The following is a 24,737-nucleotide window of genomic DNA, read 5'->3' on the forward strand; positions in this document are numbered from 1 at the left end:
CCGACGGGTTGGGTAGCGGTTTGTTAATATAGCCACTTCCTATGTTTCGGAAGTGCCCATGCCTGCGCCGGCCCACCCTCATCACCTTCACCTGACCCTGGCCAATGGCTTGCGGGTTTCCTTGCATCATGCCCCGCGTTTGAAGCGTTGCGCTGCCGTTTTGCGGGTGTCGGCCGGCAGCCATGACGTGCCATTGGCCTGGCCGGGGTTGGCTCACTTTCTGGAACATTTGTTGTTTCTCGGCACCGAGCGTTTTCCCACCACAGAGGGGTTGATGGCCTACGTGCAGCGTCATGGGGGCCAAGTCAATGCGAGCACCCGTGAGCGCACCACGGCTTTCTTCTTTGAGCTGCCGGCGTCAACGTTTACGAGTGGCCTGGAGCGCTTGGCCGACATGCTGTCCCATCCACGCCTGGCGCTGGAGGATCAGCTACGCGAGCGCGAGGTGTTGCACGCAGAGTTTGTCGCCTGGTCCCAGGATGTCGGGGCGCAGCAACAAGTCGCGTTGCTGCAAGGCCTGGCCGCAGACCATCCGCTGCGGGGTTTTCATGCGGGCAACCGCGACAGCTTGCCGGTGGAGCGTGAGGCATTTCAGCAGGCATTGCGGGAATTCCACGCGCATTTCTATCAGAGCGGGCAGATGACGCTGAGCCTGGCCGGCCCACTGTCGCTGGATGAACTGCAAAGCCTGGCACAGCAGTTCAGTGAGCAACTGACCTCAGGACCTCTACGCCCACAATCTGCGCCACCGGCTTTGATGAAGGGTGAAGCGCGGAGCTATCAGCACATCGCCAATGACCACCTGCACCACGTCATCACTTGTGACGCGCCGCGTGAAGCACTGGATTTTCTCTGTGCCTGGCTGAATGCCTCGGCACCCGGCGGATTGCTGGCTGAACTGAAAGCGCGGCAACTGGCCAGTGCACTGCAGGCGTCGGTGCTTTATCACTTCGCCGGGCAAGCTGTGTTGGATATCGACGTCACGCTCAGCGCCCAAGATAAGTCGGCTACGCAGATAGAGGCGTTGCTGCACGATTGGCTGAGCTTTTTCGCACAGAGGGATTGGACTTCACTACGGGAAGAGTTCGCGCTGTTGGCCGTTCGTCAACGACAGGTCCAAGGCGCGCTGGCCTTGGCCAGACACGACAGCCAGGCTCTTTCGGAACAGGATGTCGTCGCCCTCAAAGCCATGCTTGGTTCGCTGCGGCTGCCACCCTCCGCGCACACTTGGCAACTGCCGCCGAACAACCCGTTCCTACGACCATCAGTCAAGGAAGAACGCGCCGGCCTGATTCGCGGCCAGACCAGCGCACACCGGGGGTTGCGCACCTTCGCCCAGGATCGCTCCCGCGGACGTCGGGAGGTGTCGGCATTGAACTTCAGCCAGGCGCTGGCGGATGACAGTGGTGAAGGTGCACTGTATTTGCAATGGCAGTCGGCCCCCACCGGCCTGGAGAGCGCATTGCAGGCGTTGCGTGAAAATGCGCGTCAGGCGGGTGTCGAATTGTCGTTCGAAAGCCTGGGCAATGACGCGCTGGTAAAAATGATAGGGCTGCTGGAACCCATACCCTCCGTGCTGGACGTGTTGGCGCAGAGTCTGATTCAACCGCAAGAGGCGCAACCTGCCTCACCGCCGATGATCGCCATTCGGGAGTTGCTCAAAGCCCTGCCCGCTTGCTGCACCGTTATCACGCCTCGTTCTGAATCGTGGGCCACCGCATGTTGGCAAGGCCTGGGACTGGGGTTTCCTGCCGCGTATGAGGCCGCTGTCAAAGCAGCAGCCGCCCGACTGCCCGGGCAACCCGCAAACATAAATCACAGGGTGCCATCCCTCAGCGGCCAACGTATCTGGCATGAAGTGAAAACCGACTCCAACGACGCCGCCCTGCTGCTTTTTTGCCCAACACCCGGTCAATCCCTGGCGGACGAGGCCGCGTGGCGACTGCTCGGCCATCTGCTCCAAGGGCCGTTCTACCAAAAGCTACGGGTAGAACTGCAAATCGGCTACGCCGTGTTCAGCGCCATCCGGCAGATAAACGGCCAGACCGGCCTGCTATTCGGCGTACAGTCCCCCAGCGTTTCCCTGGAAGGCATCGCCGAGCACCTGCAAACCTTCCTGGCGCAACTGCCAGCACTGATCAATGGCTGCGACGACCTCGGCAACCTGGATCTGGCGCAACAATTTTCAGCGCAGGCACTGCCCAATGCTCAAGCTGCCGACCTGCTCTGGCACGCCCATCTGGCTGGCCATCCGTCGGGTTATCTGGAACAACTGCAATCCCAGATCCAAGCCTGTAGCCTCGAAGCGTTGCAACTGGCCGCCCAGCAATTGAACGACGCCACAGGCGGCTGGCGCTGCGTCGCCAACGGCGCGCGCATTTCGGCTACCTGGCAAGCGGCAGACTGATCATTGCCGCCCTTGCAAAAGGCTTTTTCCACCAAGACAGCGCTAACTTTAAAATAATTGCGTAACATTCCCACGCATACCTGTGAACATCTCCGACTGGAGGTGGACTATATGTATTACTTGGTAGTGAACGTCCCATCCCTTCGTAGGAGTAAGAACATGACTTGGTCCAAACCTGCTTACACTGATCTGCGCATCGGTTTCGAAGTCACCATGTACTTCGCCAGCCGTTAATCCGCTGGGTAATACAACGCCTCGGTTCGCCCGGGGCGTTTTTGTTTTGAGCTTGATGGAGCGACCATGTTTGTCCAGATTTTAGGTTCCGCCGCCGGCGGTGGTTTCCCGCAGTGGAACTGCAACTGCGTGAACTGCGCTGGTTTGCGCGATGGCAGCCTGCGGGCGCAAGCGCGTACCCAGTCATCCATCGCGATCTCCGACGATGGTGTGAATTGGGTGCTGTGCAATGCCTCGCCGGATATCCGCGCGCAACTCCAGAGCTTCGCGCCGATGCAACCGGGCCGCGCCCTGCGTGACACCGGCATCAGCGCGATCATCCTGATGGACAGCCAGATCGACCACACCACCGGCCTGTTGAGCCTGCGCGAGGGTTGCCCGCACCAGGTGTGGTGCACCGACATGGTCCATGAAGACCTGAGCACCGGCTTCCCGCTGTTCACCATGCTGACCCACTGGAACGGCGGCCTGGCCTGGAACCGCATCGACCTGGACGCCAGCTTCAGCATCCCGGCCTGCCCCAACCTGCGTTTCACCCCGCTGCCACTGCGCAGCGCCGCACCGCCTTATTCGCCACACCGTTTCGACCCGCACCCCGGTGACAATATCGGCCTGATCGTCGAAGACCTGCGCACCGGCGGCAAACTGTTCTACGCCCCAGGCCTGGGCAAGGTCGACGCGCCACTGCTGGAAATCATGGCCGGCAGCGACTGCCTGCTGGTGGACGGCACGATGTGGGATGACGATGAAATGCAGCGCCGGGGTGTCGGCACCCGCACCGGCCGCGAGATGGGCCACCTGGCACAGAACGGCCCCGGTGGCATGCTCGAGGTGCTGGAGCAATTGCCCGAGCAGCGCAAGGTGCTTATCCATATCAACAACACCAACCCGATCCTTGATGAAGACTCCCCCGAGCGAGCGGAATTGGTGCGGCGCAATGTCGAAGTGGCGTACGACGGCATGAGCATTGAATTGTAGGAGCAGACAATATGACTGACGCACCGCTAACGCCCGCCGAATTTGAAGCAGCCCTGCGCGCCAAGGGCGCCTTCTACCATATCCATCACCCGTATCACGTGGCGATGTACGAAGGCCGTGCCACCCGTGAACAAATCCAGGGCTGGGTCGCCAACCGTTTCTACTATCAGGTGAACATCCCGCTGAAGGACGCCGCGATCCTGGCCAACTGCCCGGACCGTGAAATACGTCGCGAGTGGATCCAGCGTCTGCTCGACCACGATGGCGCACCGGGTGAAGACGGCGGTATCGAAGCCTGGCTGCGTTTGGGCCAAGCGGTCGGCCTCGACCCTGACCAGTTGCGTTCCCAGGAACTGGTGCTGCCCGGCGTGCGCTTTGCGGTAGACGCCTACGTGAACTTTGCGCGCCGCGCCAATTGGCAGGAAGCCGCCAGCAGCTCGTTGACCGAGCTGTTCGCGCCGCAGATCCACCAGTCGCGCCTCGACAGCTGGCCACAGCATTACCCGTGGATCGACCCAGCCGGTTATACGTATTTCCGCACCCGCCTGGGCCAGGCCCGGCGCGATGTGGAGCACGGGTTGGCGATCACCCTGCAGCACTACACCACCCGTGACGGCCAAGAGCGCATGCTGGAAATTCTCCAGTTCAAACTGGACATCCTGTGGAGCATGCTGGATGCCATGAGCATGGCCTATGAACTCAAACGCCCGCCGTATCACAGCGTGACCGAGCAGCGGGTGTGGCATAAAGGGATCACCCTATGAGCTTTGATCGCAGCAAAAAACCCACCTGGCGCCAGGGCTATCGTTACCAGTACGAGCCTGCGCAAAAAGGCCATGTGCTGCTGTATCCCGAGGGCATGATCAAGCTCAACGACAGCGCCGCACTGATTGGTGGTTTGATCGACGGCGAGCGCGACGTGACCGCGATCATCGCCGAGCTGGATAAACAATTCCCCGGCGTACCCGAGCTCGGCGAAGACATCGAGCAATTCATGGAGGTCGCCCGTGCTGAGCACTGGATCACCCTTGCCTGAAAAGCCAGCCATCGGACTGCCGCTGTGGCTGCTGGCTGAGCTGACCTACCGCTGCCCGTTGCAGTGCCCGTACTGCTCCAACCCGCTGGATTTTGCCGAGCAGGGCAAGGAGCTGAGTACCGAGCAGTGGATCAAGGTGTTTCGTGAGGCTCGCGAGATGGGCGCCGCACAACTGGGGTTTTCCGGCGGTGAGCCGCTGGTGCGCCAGGACCTCGCCGAGCTGATCGCAGAGGCGCGCAAGTTGGGTTTCTACACCAACCTGATCACTTCCGGCATCGGCTTGACCGAGCAGAAAATCAGCGATTTCAAGAAGGCTGGCCTGGACCATATCCAGATCAGTTTCCAGGCCAGCGACGAACAGGTGAACAACCTGCTGGCCGGCTCGAAAAAAGCTTTCGCGCAAAAACTGGAAATGGCCCGTGCGGTGAAAGCCCACGGCTACCCGATGGTGCTGAACTTCGTCACCCATCGGCACAACATCGACAAGATCGACCGCATCATTGAGCTGTGCATTGCGTTGGAAGCGGACTTTGTCGAACTCGCCACCTGCCAGTTCTACGGCTGGGCGCAGCTCAATCGTGTGGGGTTGCTGCCGACCCGGGAACAGCTGGTGCGCGCCGAACGCATCACCAATGAATACCGCGCCAAGCTGGAAGCCGAAGGCCACCCATGCAAGCTGATCTTCGTCACCCCGGATTACTACGAGGAGCGTCCGAAAGCCTGCATGAACGGCTGGGGCAGTATTTTTCTGACAGTCACGCCAGACGGCACCGCCCTACCCTGCCATGGCGCACGACAGATGCCGGTGCAATTTCCCAACGTGCGTGACCACAGCATGCAGCACATCTGGTACGACTCGTTTGGCTTCAACCGCTTTCGCGGTTACGACTGGATGCCCGAGCCGTGCCGTTCATGCGACGAAAAGGAAAAAGACTTCGGCGGCTGCCGTTGCCAGGCCTTCATGCTCACAGGGGATGCGAGCAATGCCGACCCGGTGTGCAGCAAGTCCGAGCAGCACGGCATCATCCTGCAGGCGCGGGAAGAAGCCGAACACGCGACCCAGACCATCGAGCAGTTGGCCTTTCGCAATGAGCGCAACTCACGGCTCATCGCAAAAGGCTGACGGCCTCAGCGCTTGGCGATGATGTACACCGCGTGGATAACGCCTGGGAAGTAACCGCACAGGGTCAGCAAGATGTTCAGCCAGAACGCGCCGCCGAGACCCACTTGCAGGAACACACCCAGTGGCGGCAGCAGAATGGCGATGATGATACGAATGATGTCCATGGGTAAGCTCCGAAAAATCGGCTCGTGCGAGCCGTGTAGCTAATCGACCTTGGGCGTTCGTGAGGGTTCAGTGGGATCTGGCGTTGGGCCATCCAGACAAAAAAACGCCCCCAACCAAAAGAATCAGGCTGGAGGCGTCGCGTAGACCGCGAGACGGTTCAGGAATAGGGATTAAACGGCGATGCCCTTGCGGCATTGCAACTGCCCGGTGCGCACCCGGGAAAAGGCACGGGCCAGGCGCAGGAGCATTTCGTCGATGTTACTTTTGCTCACCGTCAGGGCCGGGGTGAAACGCAGGCAGTTGGGTTGTGGGGCGTTGAGGATCAGGCCTTCATGCAAGGCCGCTTTTACCACCGCATCCGCAGAATCATCCGACAGCGTCAGGCCCCACATCAGGCCGTGGCCGCGCAGTTGGCCATGGTCGTAGCGATAGGCCAGGCGTGTCAGGCCTTCGCCGAGGTAAAGGCCGGACTCACGCACCTGCTCTAGAAAGCCGTGGTCCAGTACCGTATCGAGTACCGCCAGCCCGGCCGATGCCATCAACGCATTGCCATGATGGGTGCCTTCCAGTTCGCCCACCTCAAAACAGCAGGCTTTACCGCGAGCCAGCAGCGCGGCGAGGGGCACGCCGCCGCCCAGGCCTTTGCCGAGAGTGATGATGTCGGCACGTACGCCGTACTGTTGTTCGGCGAGCAAGGTGCCGCAGCGGCCTATGCCGGTTTGCACCTCGTCGAGGATCAGCAGGATCCCCAACTCGCGACAAAGCCTCTCGACCCCTTTGAGGTAGTGCTCCGTCGCAGGGATCACCCCGGCTTCGCTCTGGATCGGCTCGAGCAGGATGGCGACGGTTTGCGCATCGACTGCCGCATGCAGGGCCGGCAGGTCGTTGAAGGGTACGTGGCTGAAACCTGGCAACTGTGGTTCAAAACGGTTTTCAACAGTGCCCGCCGACGCCGACATCGCCGCAAAGCTGCGACCATGGCAACCACCGCTCACGCTGATGATGCGGTAGGCGCCACCGCGATGCAGCTGGCCCCATTTGCGCGCCAATTTGATCGCGGCTTCAACGGCTTCCGCACCGCTGTTCAGCAGATACGCCTGGTCACTGCCGGTACGGTGGCACAAGCGTTCGGCGAGGTTGAGTTGAGCGCGGTTGTACAGGCCGCTCCCCGGGTTGATCAGCGCCTGGGTCTGGTCGGCCAGCGCCTTGATCAACACCTGCGGGCTGTGGCCTAGGCTGTTGGCCGCGTTGCCCTGGCTGAAATCCAGGTAGGCACGGTCGCCACTGTCCCACAGCCAGGAACCCTGGCCGCGCGCAAATACTTGCGGCGATCGCCTTAGGGAGGGCATCAGGGATTCACTGGAAGGATTATCCCTGGGCGTCTCCAGCATCAAATCATCCAGGCTCGGCGCAGGGCGACGAAACAGATTCATAGCTCACCCCCAATAGCAACCGGACGTTGGTCGGTACAACGTGCCGATACGGCCTGGAGGTTTTTTGTCTTGCCTATGTAAACGCTATCAACATCAACGCTGTTCATTGCCCGATCCGGCCCTGTAAGCCCTGCGAATAGGCGCTAGACTAGGCGTCTCAAGGGCCAACGGCCATTTCGATTTTCCAGCTTTTTCGATAAGTAAGCCTTATGGATTTCAAGCAACTGCGTTATTTCGTCGCGGTGTATGAGGAAGGCCACGTAGGCCGTGCTGCGGAGCGCTTGTCGATCTCCCAACCGGCGCTGTCCCAGCAGATTCGCCACTTGGAACAGAACCTCGATGTGAGCCTGTTCGAGCGCAGCAGCAAGCGCCTGCTGCCCACCCTGGCTGCCCACACGTTGTACAACCATGCTCTGCCGCTGATCGATGGCATGCAGCAAGCCGTGGAGGCGTTGCGTAACTTCAAGGGCCAGGCGATGCGCACCTTGGCCATTGGCGTGCTGCAAACCGTGCACACCAGCCTGGTGCCGCAGATGCTCGAGCGCGTGCGCAAGGCCCAGCCGCACTTGGTGGTGCAGATCTACGAGTTGACCGGGATTGAGATTGAACGGCGATTGCTCAACGGTTCGCTGGACATCGGTATCAGCTACTTGCCGCCCCGCCAGCCGGGGCTGCACGGCGTGTTGTTGTATGAAGACGAATTGAAGGTGGTCATCCCGGAGGATCATCCCCTGCGCGAATTCAAGAAGGTCTCGCTGAAGCAGGCGGCGGAGTTACCCATGTTGCTGCTGGGCGAGGAGTTCCAGGTCAGGCAGATCTGGCAGGGCCAACTGGCCAACCTCGGCCGTCGCCCGCAAGTGCAGGCCGAGCTCAATACCATGGTGGGGATTCTCGACAGCTTGCCTCACACAAAGCTGGCGACAGTACTGCCGGGGCGCTCCCAGGACGAACACAATAGCCAGGCGCTGTTGTGGAAACCCTTGAGTGAACCCAGGGTGGCGCTGAAAGTGGGCTTGGTGTGCCGCGACGTGCAGCGCCAGCAGGCGACGGTGGCGTTGCTGCGCACCTTGCTGGAAGACGTGATGAATGCGCCGCAGGCACCGGCATGACTTTTTCGCAGGCAAAAGAAAACCCCGCCTAAGCGGGGCTTTGCAGACTGTTTCCCTGACATCCATTTCACTCCGCCGTCCTGGCAGAATCCTACGTGTCCGTGTTGTTGCTTTGCGCTTCCTGCGCGACGTCCATGTGAAGTAGATTAGCCGTGGATCCAATATGGCGATAGAGGACGAATAGCAGCACGTCATGTAAGAGAATGCTTACATGCCCTCCAATCCCTTAGAACAGGGCTTCATCCAGCAGAAACAGCGATTCGCTGCCGGCTTTTACCGACGCACTCAGCGAATGGATACGTGGCAACAGGCGCGCAAAGTAGAAGCGCGCGGTGCCCAGCTTGCTGGCGTAGAAGTCTTCTTCAGCCTCCTTGCCCAGCGCCGCCTTGGCCATGCGCGCCCACATATAGCCGTAGGCCATGTATCCAAATGCATGCAAATACTCAACGGACGCCGCGCCGATTTCATTCGGGTCTGTTTTGACGCGATCCAGCACCCAGGCGGTCAGTTCATCCAGGTCATCCACTGCCGCACTTAGCGGTTTGGTGAATTCAGCCAGCTCGGCACCGGCCGAGGCAATGAACGCGCGGATCTCATCGGCAAACAAGGTGTAGAACGCCCCGCCGCTGCCGACGATCTTGCGCCCCATCAGGTCCAGCGCCTGGATGCCGTTGGTGCCTTCGTAGATCTGGGTGATGCGCACATCGCGCACCAGTTGCTCCTGGCCCCACTCGCGAATATAGCCGTGGCCGCCAAACACTTGCTGGCCGAGCACCGTGGTTTCCAGGCCCAAGTCGCTCAAGAACGCCTTGGCCACTGGGGTCAGCAACGCCACCAGGTTATCCGCACGTTCGCGGGCAACGGCATCGTCGCTGAACTTGGCGATATCCAGTTGCGTCGCCACGTAGGTGGAGAAGGCACGGCCGCCTTCGTTCGCGGCCTTCATGGTCAGCAGCATCCGGCGCACGTCCGGGTGCACGATGATCGGGTCAGCCGCTTTTTCCTTGGCCTGCGCGCCGGTCGGCGCACGGCTTTGCAAGCGGTCACGTGCGTATTCAATGGCGTTCTGGTAAGAGCGCTCGCCGGACGCCAGGCCCTGGATACCCACACCCAAACGCTCATAATTCATCATGGTGAACATCGCCGCCAAACCACGGTTCGGCTCGCCCACCAGATAACCCACGGCTTCGTCGAAGTTCATCACACAGGTCGCGGACGCCTGGATCCCCATCTTATGCTCGATCGAGCCACAGCTCACCGGGTTGCGTGCGCCCAGGCTGCCGTCGGCATTCACCATGAACTTCGGCACCAGGAACAGCGAAATCCCCTTGGGACCGGCCGGCGCATCCGGCAGCTTGGCAAGCACCAAGTGGATGATGTTGTCGGTGAGGTCGTGTTCGCCACCGGTGATAAAGATCTTGGTCCCGCTGACTTTGTAGGAACCGTCCGCCTGCGGCTCAGCCTTGGTACGGATCATCCCCAAGTCGGTACCGGCATGGGACTCGGTCAGGCACATGGAGCCTGCCCATTCACCGGAATACATCTTCGGCAGGTAGGCGGCCTTGAGTGCTTCGCTGGCGTGCGTGGCAATCGACACGCAGGCGCCGGAGGTCAGCATCGGGTACAAACCGAATGCCAGGCTCGACGAGTTGATCATCTCTTCGACCTGGGCTGACACAGCCTTGGGCATGCCCATGCCACCGAAGGCAGGGTCGCCACCTACGCCAACCCAACCGCCTTCGGCGTAGGTTTTGTAGGCCTGCGGGAAACCGTCCGGCGTAAACACCGCGGTGTTGTCCCAGCGGCAACCTTGTTCATCGCCACTGCGACTGAGCGGGGCGATGGATTTGGCAGTGACCTTGCCGGCTTCTTCGAGGATGGCCTCTACGGTTTCGGCGTCAACGGTGTCTGCCAATGCCGGCAATTGGGCCCACGTGTCGGCGACCTCAAAGACTTCGTTGAGGACGAAGCGCATATCACGCAGCGGCGCTTTGTAATCAGCCATGGCAAACCTCGTAAGAACGTGAAAGTGATTCGGTAGGATCGGTTTTACAGGCTCCGAGTGTACCCGAACAACTTTTCAGACACATAGGGTCCACTTGTGACTGATAGGTATTTTTAAGTCATCACAGCGAAAATGCCTCCGCGGGCAGACTCATCAGGCATTCGCTGCCCGCTTCCACAGCCGCGCGGTGGGTGGCGGTACGCGGCAGCAGGCGCTTGAAGTAGAAGTCGCAAGTGGCCAGCTTGGCCTTGGCGAAATCAGCGTCTTGCTGGTCAAGGGCAGCAATCGCCATGCGCAGCCACAGGTAAGCGAGCACCACGTAACCGCTGTACATCAAGTAATCCACTGCCGCCGCACCGACTTCATCGGGGTTCTTCATCGCGGCCATACCGACCTGGGTGGTCAGTTCGCCCCATTCACCGTTCAGTTGATTGAGCTGCGCTACATAGGCCCTGAGTTGCGGATGCTCGGCCTGCGCGGCGCAGAACTTGTGCACGATTTTGGTAAACCCGCGCAGCAACTTGCCCTGACTGCCCAGCACCTTGCGCCCCAGCAAGTCGAGGGCCTGGATACCGTTGGTGCCTTCATAGATCGGCGCAATCCGCGCATCCCGGGCCAGTTGCTCCATGCCCCATTCGCGAATATAGCCGTGGCCACCGAAGACCTGCATGCCATGGTTGGCCACCTCCAGCCCGGTATCGGTCATAAAGGCTTTGCACAGTGGCGTGAGGAAAGCCAGCAGGTCTTCGGCGTCCTGGCGTTGGCCGGCGTCGCTGCTCAGGTGCGCGGTGTCGAGCAGTTGCGCGGTGAAGTAGGCCAGCGCGCGGTTGCCTTCGTTGAAGGCTTTCATGGTCAGCAACATGCGGCGCACGTCGGGGTGCACAATGATAGGGTCGGCAGCTTTTTCCGGAGCCTTGGCGCCGGTCAGCGAGCGCATTTGCAGGCGATCGTTGGCGTACTTGATCGCCCCCTGGAAGCTTGCCTCGCCGCTGCACAGGCCCTGCATGCCGGTGCCCAGGCGCGCATGGTTCATCATGGTGAACATGCAGTTGAGGCCTTTGTTCGCCTCGCCGATCAGGAAACCTCTGGCACCGTCAAAGTTCAGCACACAGGTAGCCGAGGCCTTGATGCCCATCTTGTGCTCGATAGAGCCGCAGTGCACCGCGTTGCGCTCGCCGGAATCGGCATGGAACTTGGGCACGATAAACAGCGAGATGCCCTTGGTGCCCGCCGGCGCATCCGGCAGCTTGGCCAGCACCAGGTGGATAATGTTGGTACTCATGTCGTGTTCGCCGGCAGAGATGAAGATCTTGCTGCCGGTGACCGCATAGCTGCCATCCGCCTGAGGCACGGCACGGGTCTTGATCAGGCCGAGGTCGGTGCCGCAATGGGCTTCGGTGAGGCACATGGTGCCGGTCCATTCGCCGGCGGTGAGTTTGTTCAGGAACGTATCTTTTTGCTCGGCGGTGCCATGGGCGTGGATCGCCGACATTGCGCCGTGGGTCAGCCCTGGGTACATGCCCCAGGAGGTATTGCTGGAGCCGATCATTTCGCTGAGCACCAGACCAAGTGACTGCGGCAAGCCCTGGCCGCCATAGGCCGGGTCCGCCGCCACGCCGTGCCATCCGCCTTCAACGTACTGGGCGAACGCTTCCTTGAAACCCTTGGGCGTGGTGACGACGCCATTGTCGAAATGGCAGCCTTCTTCATCACCGCTACGGTTGAGCGGCGACAGCACGTTCTCGCAAAATTTGGCGCCTTCTTCGAGGATCGCATTGACCATGTCCGGGCTGGCGTCGGTTGCACCCAACGCGGCGTAGTGGCCGTGGAAATCAAATACGTTGTCGATCAGAAAGCGCATGTCGCGCAGGGGAGCTTTGTAGTCAGGCATGGCGATGTCTCCGGCAGCAGATGGTTTAACCCTACTGCCGGCCACGGCTCTCGACAATCACTGTAGGGCTGCTGAATACAGCACCATTACTCAACCGGCAGCGCTTTCCCGCACAGCGCCACGGCGGGTCTGGCCAGCGGCGACCACACAGTTACGCCCGGCGCCCTTGGCGGCGTACAGCGCCTGGTCGGCAGACTTGAGGACTTCCTCCGGTGTGCGCTGCTCAGCCTGGCGTTCGGCCACGCCGATACTGATGGTCACCGAAACACTCGATGCGCCACTGCCCGCCCGTCGCTGGCGGCCTTGGTGGTCGTCCTGGGGGCGGTCCAGGTTGCGTAATTTGATAGCGTAATCGGCGATGATTACGCGGATTTCTTCCAGGTGCGGCAAGCATTCTTCCACCGTCTTGCCGGCGAACACCACGGCGAACTCTTCACCGCCATACCGGTAAGCACGCCCGCCGCCGTTGACCTTCGACAGCTTGCTCGCCACCAAACGCAGCACCTGGTCGCCGACGTCATGGCCATGGGTATCGTTGAAGCGCTTGAAGTGGTCGACGTCGCTCATCGCCAGCACATAATTGCGGCCCAACCGCTGCATACGCTCGTTCAGCGCGCGTCGTCCCGGCAAGCCGGTCAGCTCATCGCGGAAGGCCATTTGATAGGCCTCGTGGGCGACGCCGGCGGCGATCATCAGCATCACCTGGCTGCACATGATATTCAGGGTGAACGGCAGGATGAACGTCTGCGGCAACATCCAGAACAACCCCAGCAAACCCACCAGTTGCGCGGCGTGCAGCGGGCGCGGCTGGTACCAGTATTGCGCGGCCAGGGTCAGGAAGCCGATCAGGAACATCGGATACGACAGTTGGATCAGGCTCATCCAGGCGCCATGCAGCACTGGCCAGCGAATCTCCGCCAACCAGTTCACCACCGCCACGGGGAAACTCTGCTCGAGTGCCAGCGCCACGCTGCCTATCGCCAGCAACACTGCGCCACGGGCGACGAAATCACGGAACAGGTGTGTCTTCTCCTGCCACAGCGCGTAAATGCTGAACAACAACGGCAACAACAGGCAGCACAGGTGAAACACCACTGCCGCGTCTTCGCGCACGCGGCCGTTGTCGCGGTAGAAGTCGGTCTGGGTATCGAGCAGGAAGTAGGCGATATACACCGTGATCATCAGGAACAGTTCACGCTGACGCCGGTACACCGCGCAGTACGAACCGCCGAGCAACAGCACCAAGGTCGGCAACACATTGAACAGTGACGTGAAGAAAACGTTGAGGTCTTTGATATATGCAGCCGAGAGCCCGGCCAGCAACAGCAGTAACGAAGGGAGAAAATGACTGAAACTGACAGCGGACACGCGCGACAAGGGTAAAACTCCGACCCGCAAAAAATGGTGGCAATATGCCTCTACACAGACAGTTAAGCACAACCCGTCGCGCATGTATCACATTGCCATCACTGTAACGGCAGCCGGCCGCAATCCCTGAGTGCTGTGCTGCGGTTTTTTATCGCGCACAAAAAAGCCGCTGCTCTTGTCACGGAGCAGCGGCTGTGGAAGTGAACCTGGTGAGGCTTAGTAAGCCAGGCCGAAGTCTTCTTCTTTCATGTCCATCAGGTTGTTGGCGCCCGATAGCATGGTGGCTTTATGGGTCTGGGTACGCGGCAGGATACGCTGGAAGTAGAAGCGCGCGGTCTGCAGCTTGGCGGTGTAGAACGCCTCTTCGGTGGTGCCAGCAGCCAGTTTTTCGGCAGCCAGGCGCGCCATGTCGGCCCAGAAGTAAGCCAGGCACGCATAACCGGAGTACATCAGGTAGTCCACCGAGGCGGCACCCACTTCTTCACGGTCTTTCATCGCGGCCATGCCGACCTTCATGGTCAACTCGCCCCACTCTTTGTTCAGCGCAGCCAGCGGAGTAACAAACTCCTGAACGGCTTCGTTGCCTTCGTTGGCCTGGCAGAACTTGTGGACGATCTTGGTGAAGCCCTTGAGCGCTTCGCCCTGGGTCATCAGCACTTTACGGCCGAGCAGGTCCAGCGCCTGGATACCGGTGGTGCCTTCGTACAGCATCGAAATGCGGCTATCACGAACGTTCTGCTCCATGCCCCACTCGGCGATGAAGCCGTGGCCACCGTAGATCTGTACGCCGTGGTTGGCAGACTCAAAACCGACTTCGGTCATGAACGCCTTGGCGATCGGGGTCATGAAGGCCAGCAGGCCGTCAGCCTGTTTCTTGGCTTCGTCGTCGGTGCCGTATTTGACGATGTCCACTTGCTTGGCGGTGAAGTACACCATCGCACGGTTGCCTTCGGCGAAGGCTTTCATGGTCAGCAGCATGCGGCGCACGTCTGGGTGCACGATGATCGGGTCAGCGGCTTTTTCCGGCGCTTTCGGGCCAGTCAGCGAGCGCATTTGCAGGCGGTCGCGGGCGTATTTCAGGCCGCCCTGGAATCCGATCTCGGCGTGGGCCAGGCCTTGCAGCGCGGTGCCCAGGCGAGCGGTGTTCATAAAGGTGAACATGCAGTTCAGGCCTTTATTCGCCGGGCCGATCAGGAAGCCGGTAGCCGCGTCGAAGTTCATCACGCAGGTAGCGTTGCCGTGGATGCCCATCTTGTGTTCCAGGGAGCCACAGGTCACCGCGTTGCGCTCACCCACCGAACCGTCGGCGTTTGGCATGAATTTCGGCACGATGAACAGCGAGATGCCTTTGGTGCCAGCCGGTGCGTCCGGCAGGCGGGCCAGTACGATGTGGACGATGTTGTCGGCCATGTCGTGTTCACCGGCCGAGATGAAGATCTTGGTGCCGGAGACTTTGTAGGAACCGTCAGCCTGAGGCTCGGCCTTGGTGCGCAGCATGCCCAGGTCGGTGCCGCAGTGTGGCTCGGTCAGGCACATGGTGCCGGTCCATTCACCCGACACCAGTTTGGTCAGGTAGGCCTCTTGCTGCTCTGGGGTGCCATGCTCGGAAATGGTGTTCATCGCACCGTGGGACAGGCCCGGGTACATGCCCCATGACCAGTTGGCTTCGCCAACCATTTCGCTGACTGCCAGGCCCAGTGACTCCGGCAGGCCTTGGCCACCGTGCGCCACGTCGTGGGCCAGGCTTGGCCAGCCGCCTTCAACGAATTGCTTGTAGGCTTCTTTGAAACCAGCAGGGGTCTTAACGCCTGACTCACTCCAGGTGCACCCTTCGATGTCGCCCACGCGGTTCAGCGGTGCCAGCACTTGTTCACAGAACTTGGCGCCTTCTTCAAGGATGGCGTCAACCATGTCCGGGGTAGCGTCCTGGCAAGCCGGCAGGCTCTGATAGTGCGCTTCATAGCCGAGCAGTTCGTCACGAACGAAGCGAATATCACGCAAGGGGGCCTTGTAGTCAGGCATAGCGATAAACCTCTGCTGATGTATCTGGAATGAACAACCGCGTGGATGCGTTATGGCGGTCAAACAGGTGTTTGAAACATACGTTTACCACCTGGGGATGTCAAGCGTCGTCCGGATGCCGTTTGTCATGACGTGGGTCAATGGCGCGCACGGCAACGTCTGCGGCGGATTGCCACACCAAAATGAGTGTAGAAGTTCGAGAGGACGAAGCAGAACAAATGTGGGGCGGCTTGCCTGCGCTACAGGCGCCTCGCTGCATCAACAGGACCGCGCAGATGCTATCGCAGGCAAGCCATCTCCCACAGGAAAGCCGGTGTGCAGGCGCAGAGAGCGTTAAGCGTAGGTATCGATCAACGTGCCGAGCATTTCATCCGAAGCCTTGGCGACTTTTACGCCGAGCTCGACTTGGAACTTGCCTTGGGCCATTTCCACCATGTTGCTGGCCGAGTTGGACAGCTGGGCGCGGTCGTTGGCCTGCAGACGGTCGCTTTGCGCATCCGATGGCTGGGTCGTCGCGGCGCTGGCAATCTTGCCCGCAGCCTGGTCGACACGGTTCTGCCCGGCCTGAATAGTGCTCAGCCCCGAGTAAAACGCGCTGCTTCCAGAGATTTCCATGGCGTAAGCCTGCCTTTAGAGAATCGTGAGCTGTGATTGAAGCAGAGTTGCCCACAAAACACCCGACAAAAACACTAATGGCATAATGCCTCAGCGATAGCCAAAATCAGTCAAGCAAGTCTAACTGTAGGTACTCCGCCACGGTTTCAGCCCCCGCATGCTTAAGTTTCGGCACACGGCCCAGGCATGGCGCAGGCAACCGCTCTGCCAGGGTGGCGAGGTTTTCTTCCAGACGGGAGGTCTTGGGGTCGATGATATTGGCCACCCACCCGGCCAACTGCAAACCGTCTCGCGCGATGGCTTCGGCGGTAAGCAAGGCGTGACTGATGCACCCCAGCCGCACGCCCACCACCAAAATCACGGGCAGTTTGAGCGCCATGGCCAGGTCCGACAAATTCGCCTGATCGGCCAATGGCACACGCCATCCGCCGGCGCCTTCGATCAGGGTGAAATCCGCTTGCCTGGCCAGAACCTGCTGCATAGGTTTGAGCAAAGAGTGAACGGTGAGCGAGACACCCGCTTCCCGCGCCGCCAGATGGGGCGCGATGGCCGGTTCGAATGCCACCGGGTTGACCTCGGCATAACTCAGGGGCAATGAGCATTCGGCCAACAACGCCAGCGCATCGGCATTACGCAAGCCTTTGGGCGTGACCTGGCAGCCGGAAGCCACCGGTTTGCCGGCAGCGGTGCTTTTGCCAGCTTGCCGCGCCGCGTGTAACAGGCCGGCGGCAATGGTGGTCTTGCCGACATCGGTGTCGGTGCCAGTGATGAAGTAAGCGGCGGTCATAGCGGTTTCTCCAGTACGGCATACACCACTTGGTAAGTCGCCGGCAGGCCCTGGGCCTGACGGAACTGCTCATACGCTTGCACCAGTGCAACAATCCGCGCACGCCCCGTCAAGCCTCCCGGCCGGCCGGGGTTGAGGTTATGCGCGCCCAAGGCCTTCAGCTCATGGGTCAGGCTGCGCACGTCCGGGTAGTGCAACACATGGGGGCGGCGCTCCAGGCTCGCTACTCGCAGGCCACTGGCCGCGCACCGCTGCTGATAAGCCTCGAAGGTGCGAAAGCGGTTGACGTGGACCAGGCCATCCGCGGCGCGCCAGCTTTCGCGCAGTTCTTCCAGGGTGCCCACGCAAAGACTGGCAAACGCCAGAACACCCCCCGGTTGCAGCACACGATAGGCTTCACTGAGCACCGCCTCGAAGTTCGCGCACCATTGCACCGCCAGACTGGAGAAGATCAGCCCGCAACTGGCATCGTGCAGCGGTAAACGCTCGGCGTCCCCCGCGATGAAATGTCTAGCGCCACCCAACGGCCGCGCGTGGTTGAGCATGCCTTCTGCAATATCCAGCGCCACGCCCTGGCTGGCGGGCAACCGTTCACCCAACACACGGCTGAAATAACCGGTGCCGCAGCCCATGTCCAACCAGCGTTGCGGCGCGATGCCTGCTGGCAGACGCGCCAGCAATTGGCTGCCCACGGCCCGCTGCAACTCGGCAACGCTGTCGTAACTGGCCGCCGCGCGGGAAAAGGAGGCCGCCACCTGGCGCTTGTCCGGCAAGCCACCCGGCAGCGAGGCGTGGGATAAATCAGTCATCGACGCACTCATGCAAAAAGGCCTGGATGGCCCCCGCTACACCGTGGGGGTCTTCCAGAAGAAACGCGTGGCCGGCCTGTTCAATCAGGCCGATTTCAACATCGGGGAGCAGGGCCAGCAGGGCGCTGGCGGCTTCGGCGGGCACCAGCTCGTCCATGCCGGCAAACAGGTGCAGCTGCGGGCCACGGAAGGCCAGCAAAGCGTCGCGCGTATCGAGTTGGGCGAGCAGCTCTAGCCCGGGCATCAACACACTCGTCGGTGTATTCGGCGCGCCACTGACCAGCAGGCGCGACAGCCCGCGTGGGTCCTCCGCGCCCTTGGCACACAACAGGCCGAAGCGCTTGAGGGTGACCTGGGAGTCGGCATGGCAGCCGGCGAGGAACGCGTCAAAGGTCTCGGCGGGCATCGCACTCGGCCAGCCGTCATGGGCAACGAAACATGGATTGCTGGCCAGGGTCAGCAGGCCGCAGCAGCGCTCTGCGCGTCGCGCCGCCAGCGCCGAAGCGAGCATGCCACCCAGCGACCAACCGCCCAGCCAGGCGTTGTCCGGCAGCGTGGCGTCGAGTTCGTCGAGCCATTCATTCAGGTCACTGGAGCCCAGCGCCGGCAGCGGCTCGATCTGCACCCGCAGGTGCTCGTCCAGGCCTTGCAAGGCGGCGGCCAAAGGCTCCAGCGGCGATACGCCAAGGCCCCAGCCGGGCAGTAATATCAGTCGATCACGCATGGTTGGGCTCCGTGGCGCCTAACAAGCGGAAACACGCTTCCAATGCATTTAACAATAGCCGCACCTGCGCCTCACTGTGGGCCGCGGTCAAGGTCACGCGTAAGCGCGCGCTGCCAGCCGGCACGGTAGGTGGGCGGATCGCGGTCACCATCAAGCCGCGTTCGCGCAGCATGTGCGACAGACGCATGGCTTTGGCACTGTCGCCGATCAGGATCGGCTGGATAGGCGTAAAGCTGTCCATCAAGTCCAAGCCGAGCTGCTCCGCGCCCTGGCGGAACTGGCGAATGAGGCTGTTGAGGTGCTCGCGCCGCCAGTGCTCGGTACGCAACAGTTCCAGGCTTTTCAAGGTAGCGCAGGCCAGGGCGGGCGGTTGGCTGGTGGTGTAGATGTAAGGCCGGGCGAATTGGATCAGGCTTTCGATCAGTTCTTCGCTGCCGGCCACAAAGGCCCCCGCCGTACCGAAGGCCTTGCCGAGGGTGCCGACCAGCACCGGCACCTCCTCCTGGCTGAGGCCGAAATGCTCGACGATCCCGCCGCCGTGGGCGCCCAAAGGGCCGAAACCGTGGGCGTCGTCCACCATCAACAAGGCGCCCTTTGCCTTGGTTTCACGGGCCAGCGCGGGCAAATCCGCCAGGTCGCCGTCCATGCTGAACACGCCGTCGGTAACCACCAGCGTATTACCGGTTGCCTTCTCCAGGCGCTTGACCAGGCTTTCAGCGTCGTTGTGCAGGTAGCGATTGAAGCGCGCACCGGACAGCAGGCCGGCATCCAGCAGCGAGGCGTGGTTAAGCCGGTCTTCCAGCACCGTGTCGCCCTGCCCCACCAACGCCGTGACCGCACCGAGGTTGGCCATGTAGCCGGTGGTAAACAGCAAGGCGCGTGGGCGACCGGTCAGGTCCGCCAGGGCTTCTTCCAGTTCATGGTGCGGCGTGGCATGCCCGACCACCAAGTGCGAAGCGCCACCGCCCACGCCCCAACGGGAGGCACCGGCGCGCCAGGCCTCGATCACCTGCGGATGATTGGCCAGGCCCAGGTAATCGTTATTGCAAAACGCCAGCAACGGCTGGCCGTCCACCACCACTTCCGGGCCTTGGGGGCTACCCAGCAGCGGGCGTCGGCGATAGAGGTGTTCGGCACGGCGGGCAGCGAGGCGCGCGGCGAGATCAAAAGACATGCAGGCCTCATTTAAGCAGACTGAGCGCGGTCGAAGTGTGGGAGCGCATCCAAGGTGAGACCGGGGGGGGTCACACTGCGGCGTTATAGAACTGCTCACTGCTCTTCTGCTCCACCAACGCCTGCTCGATCGCGGCCTGATGCACTTCATCCGCGTGCTCTTCCCGCGCTTGCGGCAGGATGCCCAGGCGCGAGAACAGTTGCATGTCCTTGTCAGCCTGTGGGTTGGCGGTGGTCAGCAATTTGTCGCCGTAGAAGATCGAGTTGGCACCGGCAAAAAACGCCAAAGCCTGCATCTGCTCGTTCATCGCCTCACGGCCGGCCGACAGGCGCACGTGGGATTGCGGCATCAGGATGCGCGCCACGGCCAGCATGCGGATGAAGTCGAAGGGGTCGATATCCTCGGCATTTTCCAGCGGCGTACCGGCGACCTTCACCAGCATGTTGATCGGCACTGACTCAGGATGCTCAGGCAGGTTGGCCAGTTGGATCAGCAAGTTGGCGCGGTCGTCGAGGGACTCGCCCATGCCAAGGATGCCACCAGAGCAGATCTTCATCCCCGAATCACGCACATAGGCCAGGGTTTGCAGGCGCTCGCCATAGGTGCGGGTAGTGATAATGCTGCCGTAGAACTCCGGCGAGGTATCGAGGTTGTGGTTGTAGTAGTCAAGGCCGGCCTGGGCCAGGGCCTCGGTCTGGTCCTGGTCCAAGCGGCCGAGGGTCATGCAGGTTTCCAGGCCCATGGCCTTCACGCCTTTGACCATCTGCAGCACGTAAGGCATGTCTTTGGCCGACGGGTGCTTCCAGGCGGCGCCCATGCAGAAACGCGTCGAGCCGATGGCTTTGGCGCGAGCGGCCTCTTCGAGGACCTTCTGCACTTCCATCAGCTTTTCTTTTTCGAGGCCCGTGTTGTAGTGGCCCGACTGCGGACAATATTTGCAATCTTCCGGGCAGGCACCCGTTTTGATCGAGAGCAGCGTCGACACTTGCACACGGTTGGCGTCGAAATGCGCGCGGTGCACGGTCTGCGCCTGGAACAACAGGTCATTGAACGGCTGCACGAACAGCGCTTTGACTTCGGCGAGAGACCAATCGTGACGCAAAGTGGCGGTGGTGCTGGCGCTCATGGGCGATTCCTTGATTATGCTTTGGCAAACGCTGTGGGAAGGGCAATACCCACAGGCACGACACGGATGCTCGGCATATTTAAGGAAGATTCATGCACTGTCAACCAGAGCATAAACACCAGGTTTACATCTGGTTAAAAACCGTACAGACCTGCTTGATCTGCGATGAGGCGACGCAATCCACCCATTGTGTGTGCAACGTCTGCGAAACCGAGCTGCCTTGGCTGCTGGAGCACTGCGACGTGTGCGCCCTTCCACTGCCGATGGAGGGTTTGGTGTGCGGCCAATGCCAGAGACAACCACCGCCCTTTAAACAGGTGATCGCCCCCTGGACCTACAGCTTTCCCATCGACAGCCTGATCAGCCGCTTCAAACACCAGGCGCGCTGGCCCTTCGGGCAGATGCTCGCAAGACTATTGGCGCAACACCTGCAACACCGCCTGGACAACACTGAACTCACACGCCCGGATTGCTTGCTGCCGGTGCCCATGGCGCGCAAACGCCTGCGCGAGCGCGGCTATAACCAGGCCTTGATGCTGACGCGTTGGCTCAGCAGCGAGCTGAACCTCCCCCACGATGAACATGTGTTGTTACGCCCTCATGATACGGTCGCCCAGCAAGCCCTCGACGCCAAGACTCGCAAGCGCAATCTGCTCGGCGCCTTTGCCCTGGCCCCCGGCGCCCAAGTGCAAGACCGGCACTTTGCCTTGGTGGACGACGTACTCACCACCGGCGCCACCGCCCACAGCCTGGCGCAACTGTTGATGAAGGCCGGCGCGCGACAGGTTGATGTGTACTGCCTGGCGCGCACGCCCAAACCGGGCAGCTGACTTGACTCCAGCCAACCTTGCCCGCAACGTTCGGCCCATCTCATCGAAGCGTACCCACATGTCTCTGCCAGCCTCCCTCAGCCAGCACATCATCCGTCGCCCACAGCGCATTGCCTTGCTGGCGCATATCGCCGAGCAGGGCTCCATCACCCGCGCGGCGAAAAGCGCTGGTTTGAGTTACAAGGCGGCGTGGGATGCTATCGACGAGCTGAACAATCTTGCGCAAAAACCACTGGTGGAACGCAGCGTCGGCGGCAAGGGCGGCGGCGGCGCCAAGCTGACGGTCGAGGGTGAGCGAGTGTTGCGTCTTTACCAGCGCCTGCAAGTGTTACAGGCCCAAGTGCTGGGCTCTGATGAAGCCGCCAGTGACTTCAACCTGCTCGGCCGCTTGATGCTGCGCACCAGCGCGCGCAATCAACTGCATGGTCAAGTCTGCGCCATCGAGCATCATGGCCGCAATGATCTGGTCCGCCTGCAACTGGCTGGCGGGCTGACCCTGGATGCGCAGATCACTCACGACAGCACGCAGCGACTGGAGCTGGAAACTGGCGTGGAAGTGGTCGCACTGATCAAGGCGGGCTGGTTGGAATTGCTCGCACCCGAGGTTTCTGCAACAACTGGACACAATTGCATGAGCGGCACCGTCGACGCCATTCTCGATGCCGACGACGGCCCCAGCGAAGTCCGCATCGTGCTGCCCAACGGCCAGGTTCTATGCGCCCTGGCGCAGCGCGACACGCTCAACGCCCTCGGCGCAGCCAGAGGCCAGACGATCCTGGTGCAGTTCGCGCCGAGCAATGTGCTGCTGGGAACACCGGTGTAAGTCGCCACCTTCTTTTAACTGCAACAATTTCGTCACGCCCGCTCCTTAAGGTGTCTGCAAAAACCGCAGGGAGCCTGAGATGAGCCTATTAGAAGAAAACCAAGCCACCGACCTTGAGCAGATGGTCGGCCTCACCCGCCGCCGCTTTATCGGCGCCGGCGCTTTGTGCGGTGCCGCGATGTTCCTGGGCGGCAACCTGCTGACACGCAGCGCCCTGGCCGTCAACGCCGCCACCGCCAGCCCGCTGTTGGGTTTTACCAGCATCGCCGCCGCTACCAGCGACGCTATCACTTTGCCGCCGGGCTACAGCGCTTCGGTGTTGATCAGTTGGGGCCAGCCGCTGAGCAAGAGCGCGCCGGCGTTCGACCCGTCCGGCAACGGCACGGCCAACGCTCAGGAACAGCAGTTCGGTGACAACAACGACGGCATGAGCCTGTTCGCCTTCCCCGGCGACGACAACCGCGCCCTGATGGCGATCAACAACGAATACACCAACTACCGCTACCTCTTTGCCCACGGCGGCGCGCCGCAATCGGCCGAAGACGTGCGCAAGGCGCAGGCCAGCGAAGGCGTGTCGGTGATCGAAGTGCGGCGCAAGGGTGACACCTGGCAATTCGTCCAGGACTCGCGCTACAACCGGCGCATCCACGGCAACTCGCCGATCCGTCTGAGCGGCCCCGCCGCCGGTCACGAATGGCTGAAAACCAGCGCCGACACATCCGGCAAGAAAGCCCTCGGCACCTTCCAGAACTGCGCCAACGGCAAAACCCCGTGGGGCACTTATCTGACCTGTGAAGAGAACTTCACCGACTGCTTTGGCAGCAGCAACCCACAGCAAACGTTTGATGCCGGGCAGAAACGCTACGGCGCCGGCGCCGCCAGCAAAGACATCAACTGGCACCAGCACGACCCGCGCTTTGACCTGGCCAAGAACCCCAACGAGCTCAATCGCCATGGCTGGGTCGTGGAAATCGACCCGTTCGACCCGCAATCCACCCCAGCCAAGCGCACCGCCCTGGGCCGCTTCAAACACGAGAACGCTGCCCTCGCTGAAACCCGCGACGGCCGCGCCGTGGTGTACATGGGCGACGACGAGCGCGGCGAGTTCATCTACAAGTTCGTCAGCCGCGACAAGATCAACCATAAGAACCCCAAGGCCAACAAAGACTTGCTCGACCACGGCACCCTGTATGTGGCGATCTTCGACGCGGGCGACGGCAATGCCGACCACCCCAAGGGCAAGGGCCAGTGGGTCGAGCTGACCCATGGCAAAAACGGCATCGACGCCAGCAGCGGTTTCAACAGCCAGGCCGAAGTGCTGATCCACGCGCGCCTCGCCGCCAGTGTGGTGAAAGCCACGCGCATGGACCGCCCGGAATGGATCGTGGTCAGCCCCACCGATGGCCAGGTCTATTGCACCCTCACCAACAACGCCAAGCGCGGTGAAGACGGCCAGCCCGTCGGCGGCCCCAACCCCCGTGAGAAAAACGTCTACGGCCAGATCCTGCGCTGGAAAGCCGACGCCGATAACCACGCCAGCATGGCATTTACTTGGGACCTGTTTGTGGTAGCCGGCAACCCTGGCGTTCACGCCGGCACGCCGAAGGGCGGTTCGTCGAATATCAACCCGCAAAATATGTTCAACAGCCCTGATGGCTTGGGTTTCGACAAGGCCGGGCGGCTGTGGATTCTGACCGACGGCGACTACAGCAACGCGGGTGATTTCGCGGGGATGGGTAATAACCAGATGCTCTGCGCTGACCCGACCACCGGGGAAATCCGTCGTTTCATGGTTGGCCCTGTGGCCTGTGAAGTGACGGGCATCAGCTTCTCGCCGGATCAGAAGACGTTGTTTGTGGGGATTCAGCATCCGGGTGAAACCGGCGGCTCCACCTGGCCGGAGCACCTACCGAATGGCAAGCCGCGTTCGTCGGTGATGGCGATTCGACGGGATGACGGCGGTATCGTCGGCGCCTGATAGACCGCTTTCGCGAGCAAGTCGAAGCGTCGAACCGGCGGTTAGACGCTTCGACTTGCTCGCGAAGGCGTCCCCACAGCCACCACCTATCTATGCTCGT

General features: G+C 61.3%; 22 protein-coding genes. 10 read left to right on the top strand and 12 right to left on the bottom strand.

Annotated features, from left to right (window positions below; genetic code table 11):
* Nucleotides 1–58 precede the first annotated feature (58 nt).
* From pqqF to pqqE, 6 genes are all read left to right on the top strand, one after another.
* Nucleotides 59–2,407: a pyrroloquinoline quinone biosynthesis protein PqqF gene (gene pqqF, locus AACY30_RS21270; protein WP_339541088.1), complete on the top strand. Its 2,349-nt coding sequence runs from the start codon at nt 59–61 to the stop codon at nt 2,405–2,407.
* A 159-nt stretch (nt 2,408–2,566) separates the two neighbouring features.
* Nucleotides 2,567–2,641: a pyrroloquinoline quinone precursor peptide PqqA gene (gene pqqA, locus AACY30_RS21275; RefSeq protein WP_003194766.1), complete on the top strand. Its 75-nt coding sequence runs from the start codon at nt 2,567–2,569 to the stop codon at nt 2,639–2,641.
* 66 nt (nt 2,642–2,707) lie between these two features.
* Entirely contained in the window at nt 2,708–3,619 is a 912-nt protein-coding gene (gene pqqB / locus AACY30_RS21280; RefSeq protein WP_339469786.1) for a pyrroloquinoline quinone biosynthesis protein PqqB, read from the top strand.
* Between the two features lie 11 nt (nt 3,620–3,630).
* Nucleotides 3,631–4,383 carry a pyrroloquinoline-quinone synthase PqqC gene (gene pqqC, locus AACY30_RS21285; RefSeq protein WP_339469785.1) on the top strand — a complete coding sequence of 251 codons (753 nt, stop codon included), beginning with the start codon at nt 3,631–3,633 and terminating at the stop codon, nt 4,381–4,383.
* The gene (gene pqqD, locus AACY30_RS21290; RefSeq protein ID WP_339469784.1) at nt 4,380–4,655 is read left to right on the top strand and encodes a pyrroloquinoline quinone biosynthesis peptide chaperone PqqD; all 276 of its coding nucleotides are present in this window, start codon (nt 4,380–4,382) and stop codon (nt 4,653–4,655) included. The genes pqqC and pqqD overlap by 4 nt, the downstream gene beginning before the upstream one ends.
* Nucleotides 4,648–5,778, top strand: coding sequence for a pyrroloquinoline quinone biosynthesis protein PqqE (gene pqqE / locus AACY30_RS21295; protein ID WP_015886197.1), 1,131 nt, complete (start codon nt 4,648–4,650; stop codon nt 5,776–5,778). The genes pqqD and pqqE overlap by 8 nt, the downstream gene beginning before the upstream one ends.
* 5 nt (nt 5,779–5,783) lie before the next feature.
* Here pqqE and AACY30_RS21300 read toward each other — a convergent pair whose 3' ends face one another.
* A complete protein-coding gene (locus tag AACY30_RS21300) occupies nt 5,784–5,942 on the bottom strand; it encodes a YqaE/Pmp3 family membrane protein (protein WP_049711246.1) in 159 nt (52 codons plus the stop codon).
* Between the two features lie 171 nt (nt 5,943–6,113).
* Nucleotides 6,114–7,376 carry an aspartate aminotransferase family protein gene (locus AACY30_RS21305; RefSeq protein ID WP_339469783.1) on the bottom strand — a complete coding sequence of 421 codons (1,263 nt, stop codon included), beginning with the start codon at nt 7,374–7,376 and terminating at the stop codon, nt 6,114–6,116.
* Between the two features lie 209 nt (nt 7,377–7,585).
* Between AACY30_RS21305 and AACY30_RS21310 the strand changes: the two genes are divergently transcribed.
* Nucleotides 7,586–8,485, top strand: coding sequence for a LysR family transcriptional regulator (locus tag AACY30_RS21310; protein WP_339427682.1), 900 nt, complete (start codon nt 7,586–7,588; stop codon nt 8,483–8,485).
* 226 nt (nt 8,486–8,711) lie between these two features.
* Here AACY30_RS21310 and AACY30_RS21315 read toward each other — a convergent pair whose 3' ends face one another.
* The 10 genes from AACY30_RS21315 to bioB form a co-directional block, all read right to left on the bottom strand.
* Nucleotides 8,712–10,490, bottom strand: a complete 1,779-nt coding sequence (locus AACY30_RS21315) for an acyl-CoA dehydrogenase C-terminal domain-containing protein (RefSeq protein WP_339469782.1) — start codon at nt 10,488–10,490, stop codon at nt 8,712–8,714.
* A gap of 121 nt (nt 10,491–10,611) precedes the next feature.
* Nucleotides 10,612–12,381 (bottom strand): acyl-CoA dehydrogenase C-terminal domain-containing protein, encoded by a 1,770-nt coding sequence (locus tag AACY30_RS21320; RefSeq protein WP_339415383.1) that lies wholly within the window; start codon nt 12,379–12,381, stop codon nt 10,612–10,614.
* 90 nt (nt 12,382–12,471) lie between these two features.
* Nucleotides 12,472–13,758, bottom strand: coding sequence for a GGDEF domain-containing protein (locus tag AACY30_RS21325; RefSeq protein WP_339469781.1), 1,287 nt, complete (start codon nt 13,756–13,758; stop codon nt 12,472–12,474).
* A 207-nt stretch (nt 13,759–13,965) separates the two neighbouring features.
* Complete coding sequence (locus AACY30_RS21330; protein WP_339415381.1) at nt 13,966–15,771, bottom strand: phenylacyl-CoA dehydrogenase; 1,806 nt, start codon at nt 15,769–15,771, stop codon at nt 13,966–13,968.
* 333 nt (nt 15,772–16,104) lie between these two features.
* A complete protein-coding gene (locus AACY30_RS21335; RefSeq protein WP_339415380.1) occupies nt 16,105–16,386 on the bottom strand; it encodes a pyrroloquinoline quinone biosynthesis protein PqqE in 282 nt (93 codons plus the stop codon).
* A gap of 106 nt (nt 16,387–16,492) precedes the next feature.
* The gene (gene bioD, locus AACY30_RS21340) at nt 16,493–17,173 is read right to left on the bottom strand and encodes a dethiobiotin synthase (RefSeq protein WP_339469780.1); all 681 of its coding nucleotides are present in this window, start codon (nt 17,171–17,173) and stop codon (nt 16,493–16,495) included.
* Entirely contained in the window at nt 17,170–17,982 is an 813-nt protein-coding gene (gene bioC, locus AACY30_RS21345; protein ID WP_339469779.1) for a malonyl-ACP O-methyltransferase BioC, read from the bottom strand. Before bioC ends, bioD begins: the two co-directional genes overlap by 4 nt.
* Entirely contained in the window at nt 17,975–18,706 is a 732-nt protein-coding gene (locus tag AACY30_RS21350) for an alpha/beta fold hydrolase (protein ID WP_339469778.1), read from the bottom strand. The genes bioC and AACY30_RS21350 overlap by 8 nt, the downstream gene beginning before the upstream one ends.
* The gene (gene bioF, locus AACY30_RS21355; RefSeq protein ID WP_339541089.1) at nt 18,699–19,880 is read right to left on the bottom strand and encodes an 8-amino-7-oxononanoate synthase; all 1,182 of its coding nucleotides are present in this window, start codon (nt 19,878–19,880) and stop codon (nt 18,699–18,701) included. Before bioF ends, AACY30_RS21350 begins: the two co-directional genes overlap by 8 nt.
* A 70-nt stretch (nt 19,881–19,950) precedes the next feature.
* The gene (gene bioB / locus AACY30_RS21360) at nt 19,951–21,006 is read right to left on the bottom strand and encodes a biotin synthase BioB (protein WP_339469776.1); all 1,056 of its coding nucleotides are present in this window, start codon (nt 21,004–21,006) and stop codon (nt 19,951–19,953) included.
* Between the two features lie 92 nt (nt 21,007–21,098).
* Here bioB and AACY30_RS21365 point away from each other — a divergent pair, with 92 nt between their 5' ends.
* The 3 genes from AACY30_RS21365 (at nt 21,099) to AACY30_RS21375 (ending at nt 24,637) form a co-directional block, all read left to right on the top strand.
* Nucleotides 21,099–21,836: a ComF family protein gene (locus AACY30_RS21365; RefSeq protein ID WP_339455938.1), complete on the top strand. Its 738-nt coding sequence runs from the start codon at nt 21,099–21,101 to the stop codon at nt 21,834–21,836.
* A 58-nt stretch (nt 21,837–21,894) separates the two neighbouring features.
* A complete protein-coding gene (locus AACY30_RS21370) occupies nt 21,895–22,659 on the top strand; it encodes a TOBE domain-containing protein (RefSeq protein WP_339469774.1) in 765 nt (254 codons plus the stop codon).
* A gap of 79 nt (nt 22,660–22,738) precedes the next feature.
* The gene (locus AACY30_RS21375) at nt 22,739–24,637 is read left to right on the top strand and encodes a PhoX family protein (protein ID WP_339469773.1); all 1,899 of its coding nucleotides are present in this window, start codon (nt 22,739–22,741) and stop codon (nt 24,635–24,637) included.
* Nucleotides 24,638–24,737: the final 100 nt, after the last annotated feature.

It is taken from the genome of Pseudomonas sp. RA_5y_Pfl1_P24 (assembly GCF_963970945.1).
GTDB classification, from domain to species: domain Bacteria; phylum Pseudomonadota; class Gammaproteobacteria; order Pseudomonadales; family Pseudomonadaceae; genus Aquipseudomonas; species Aquipseudomonas tritici.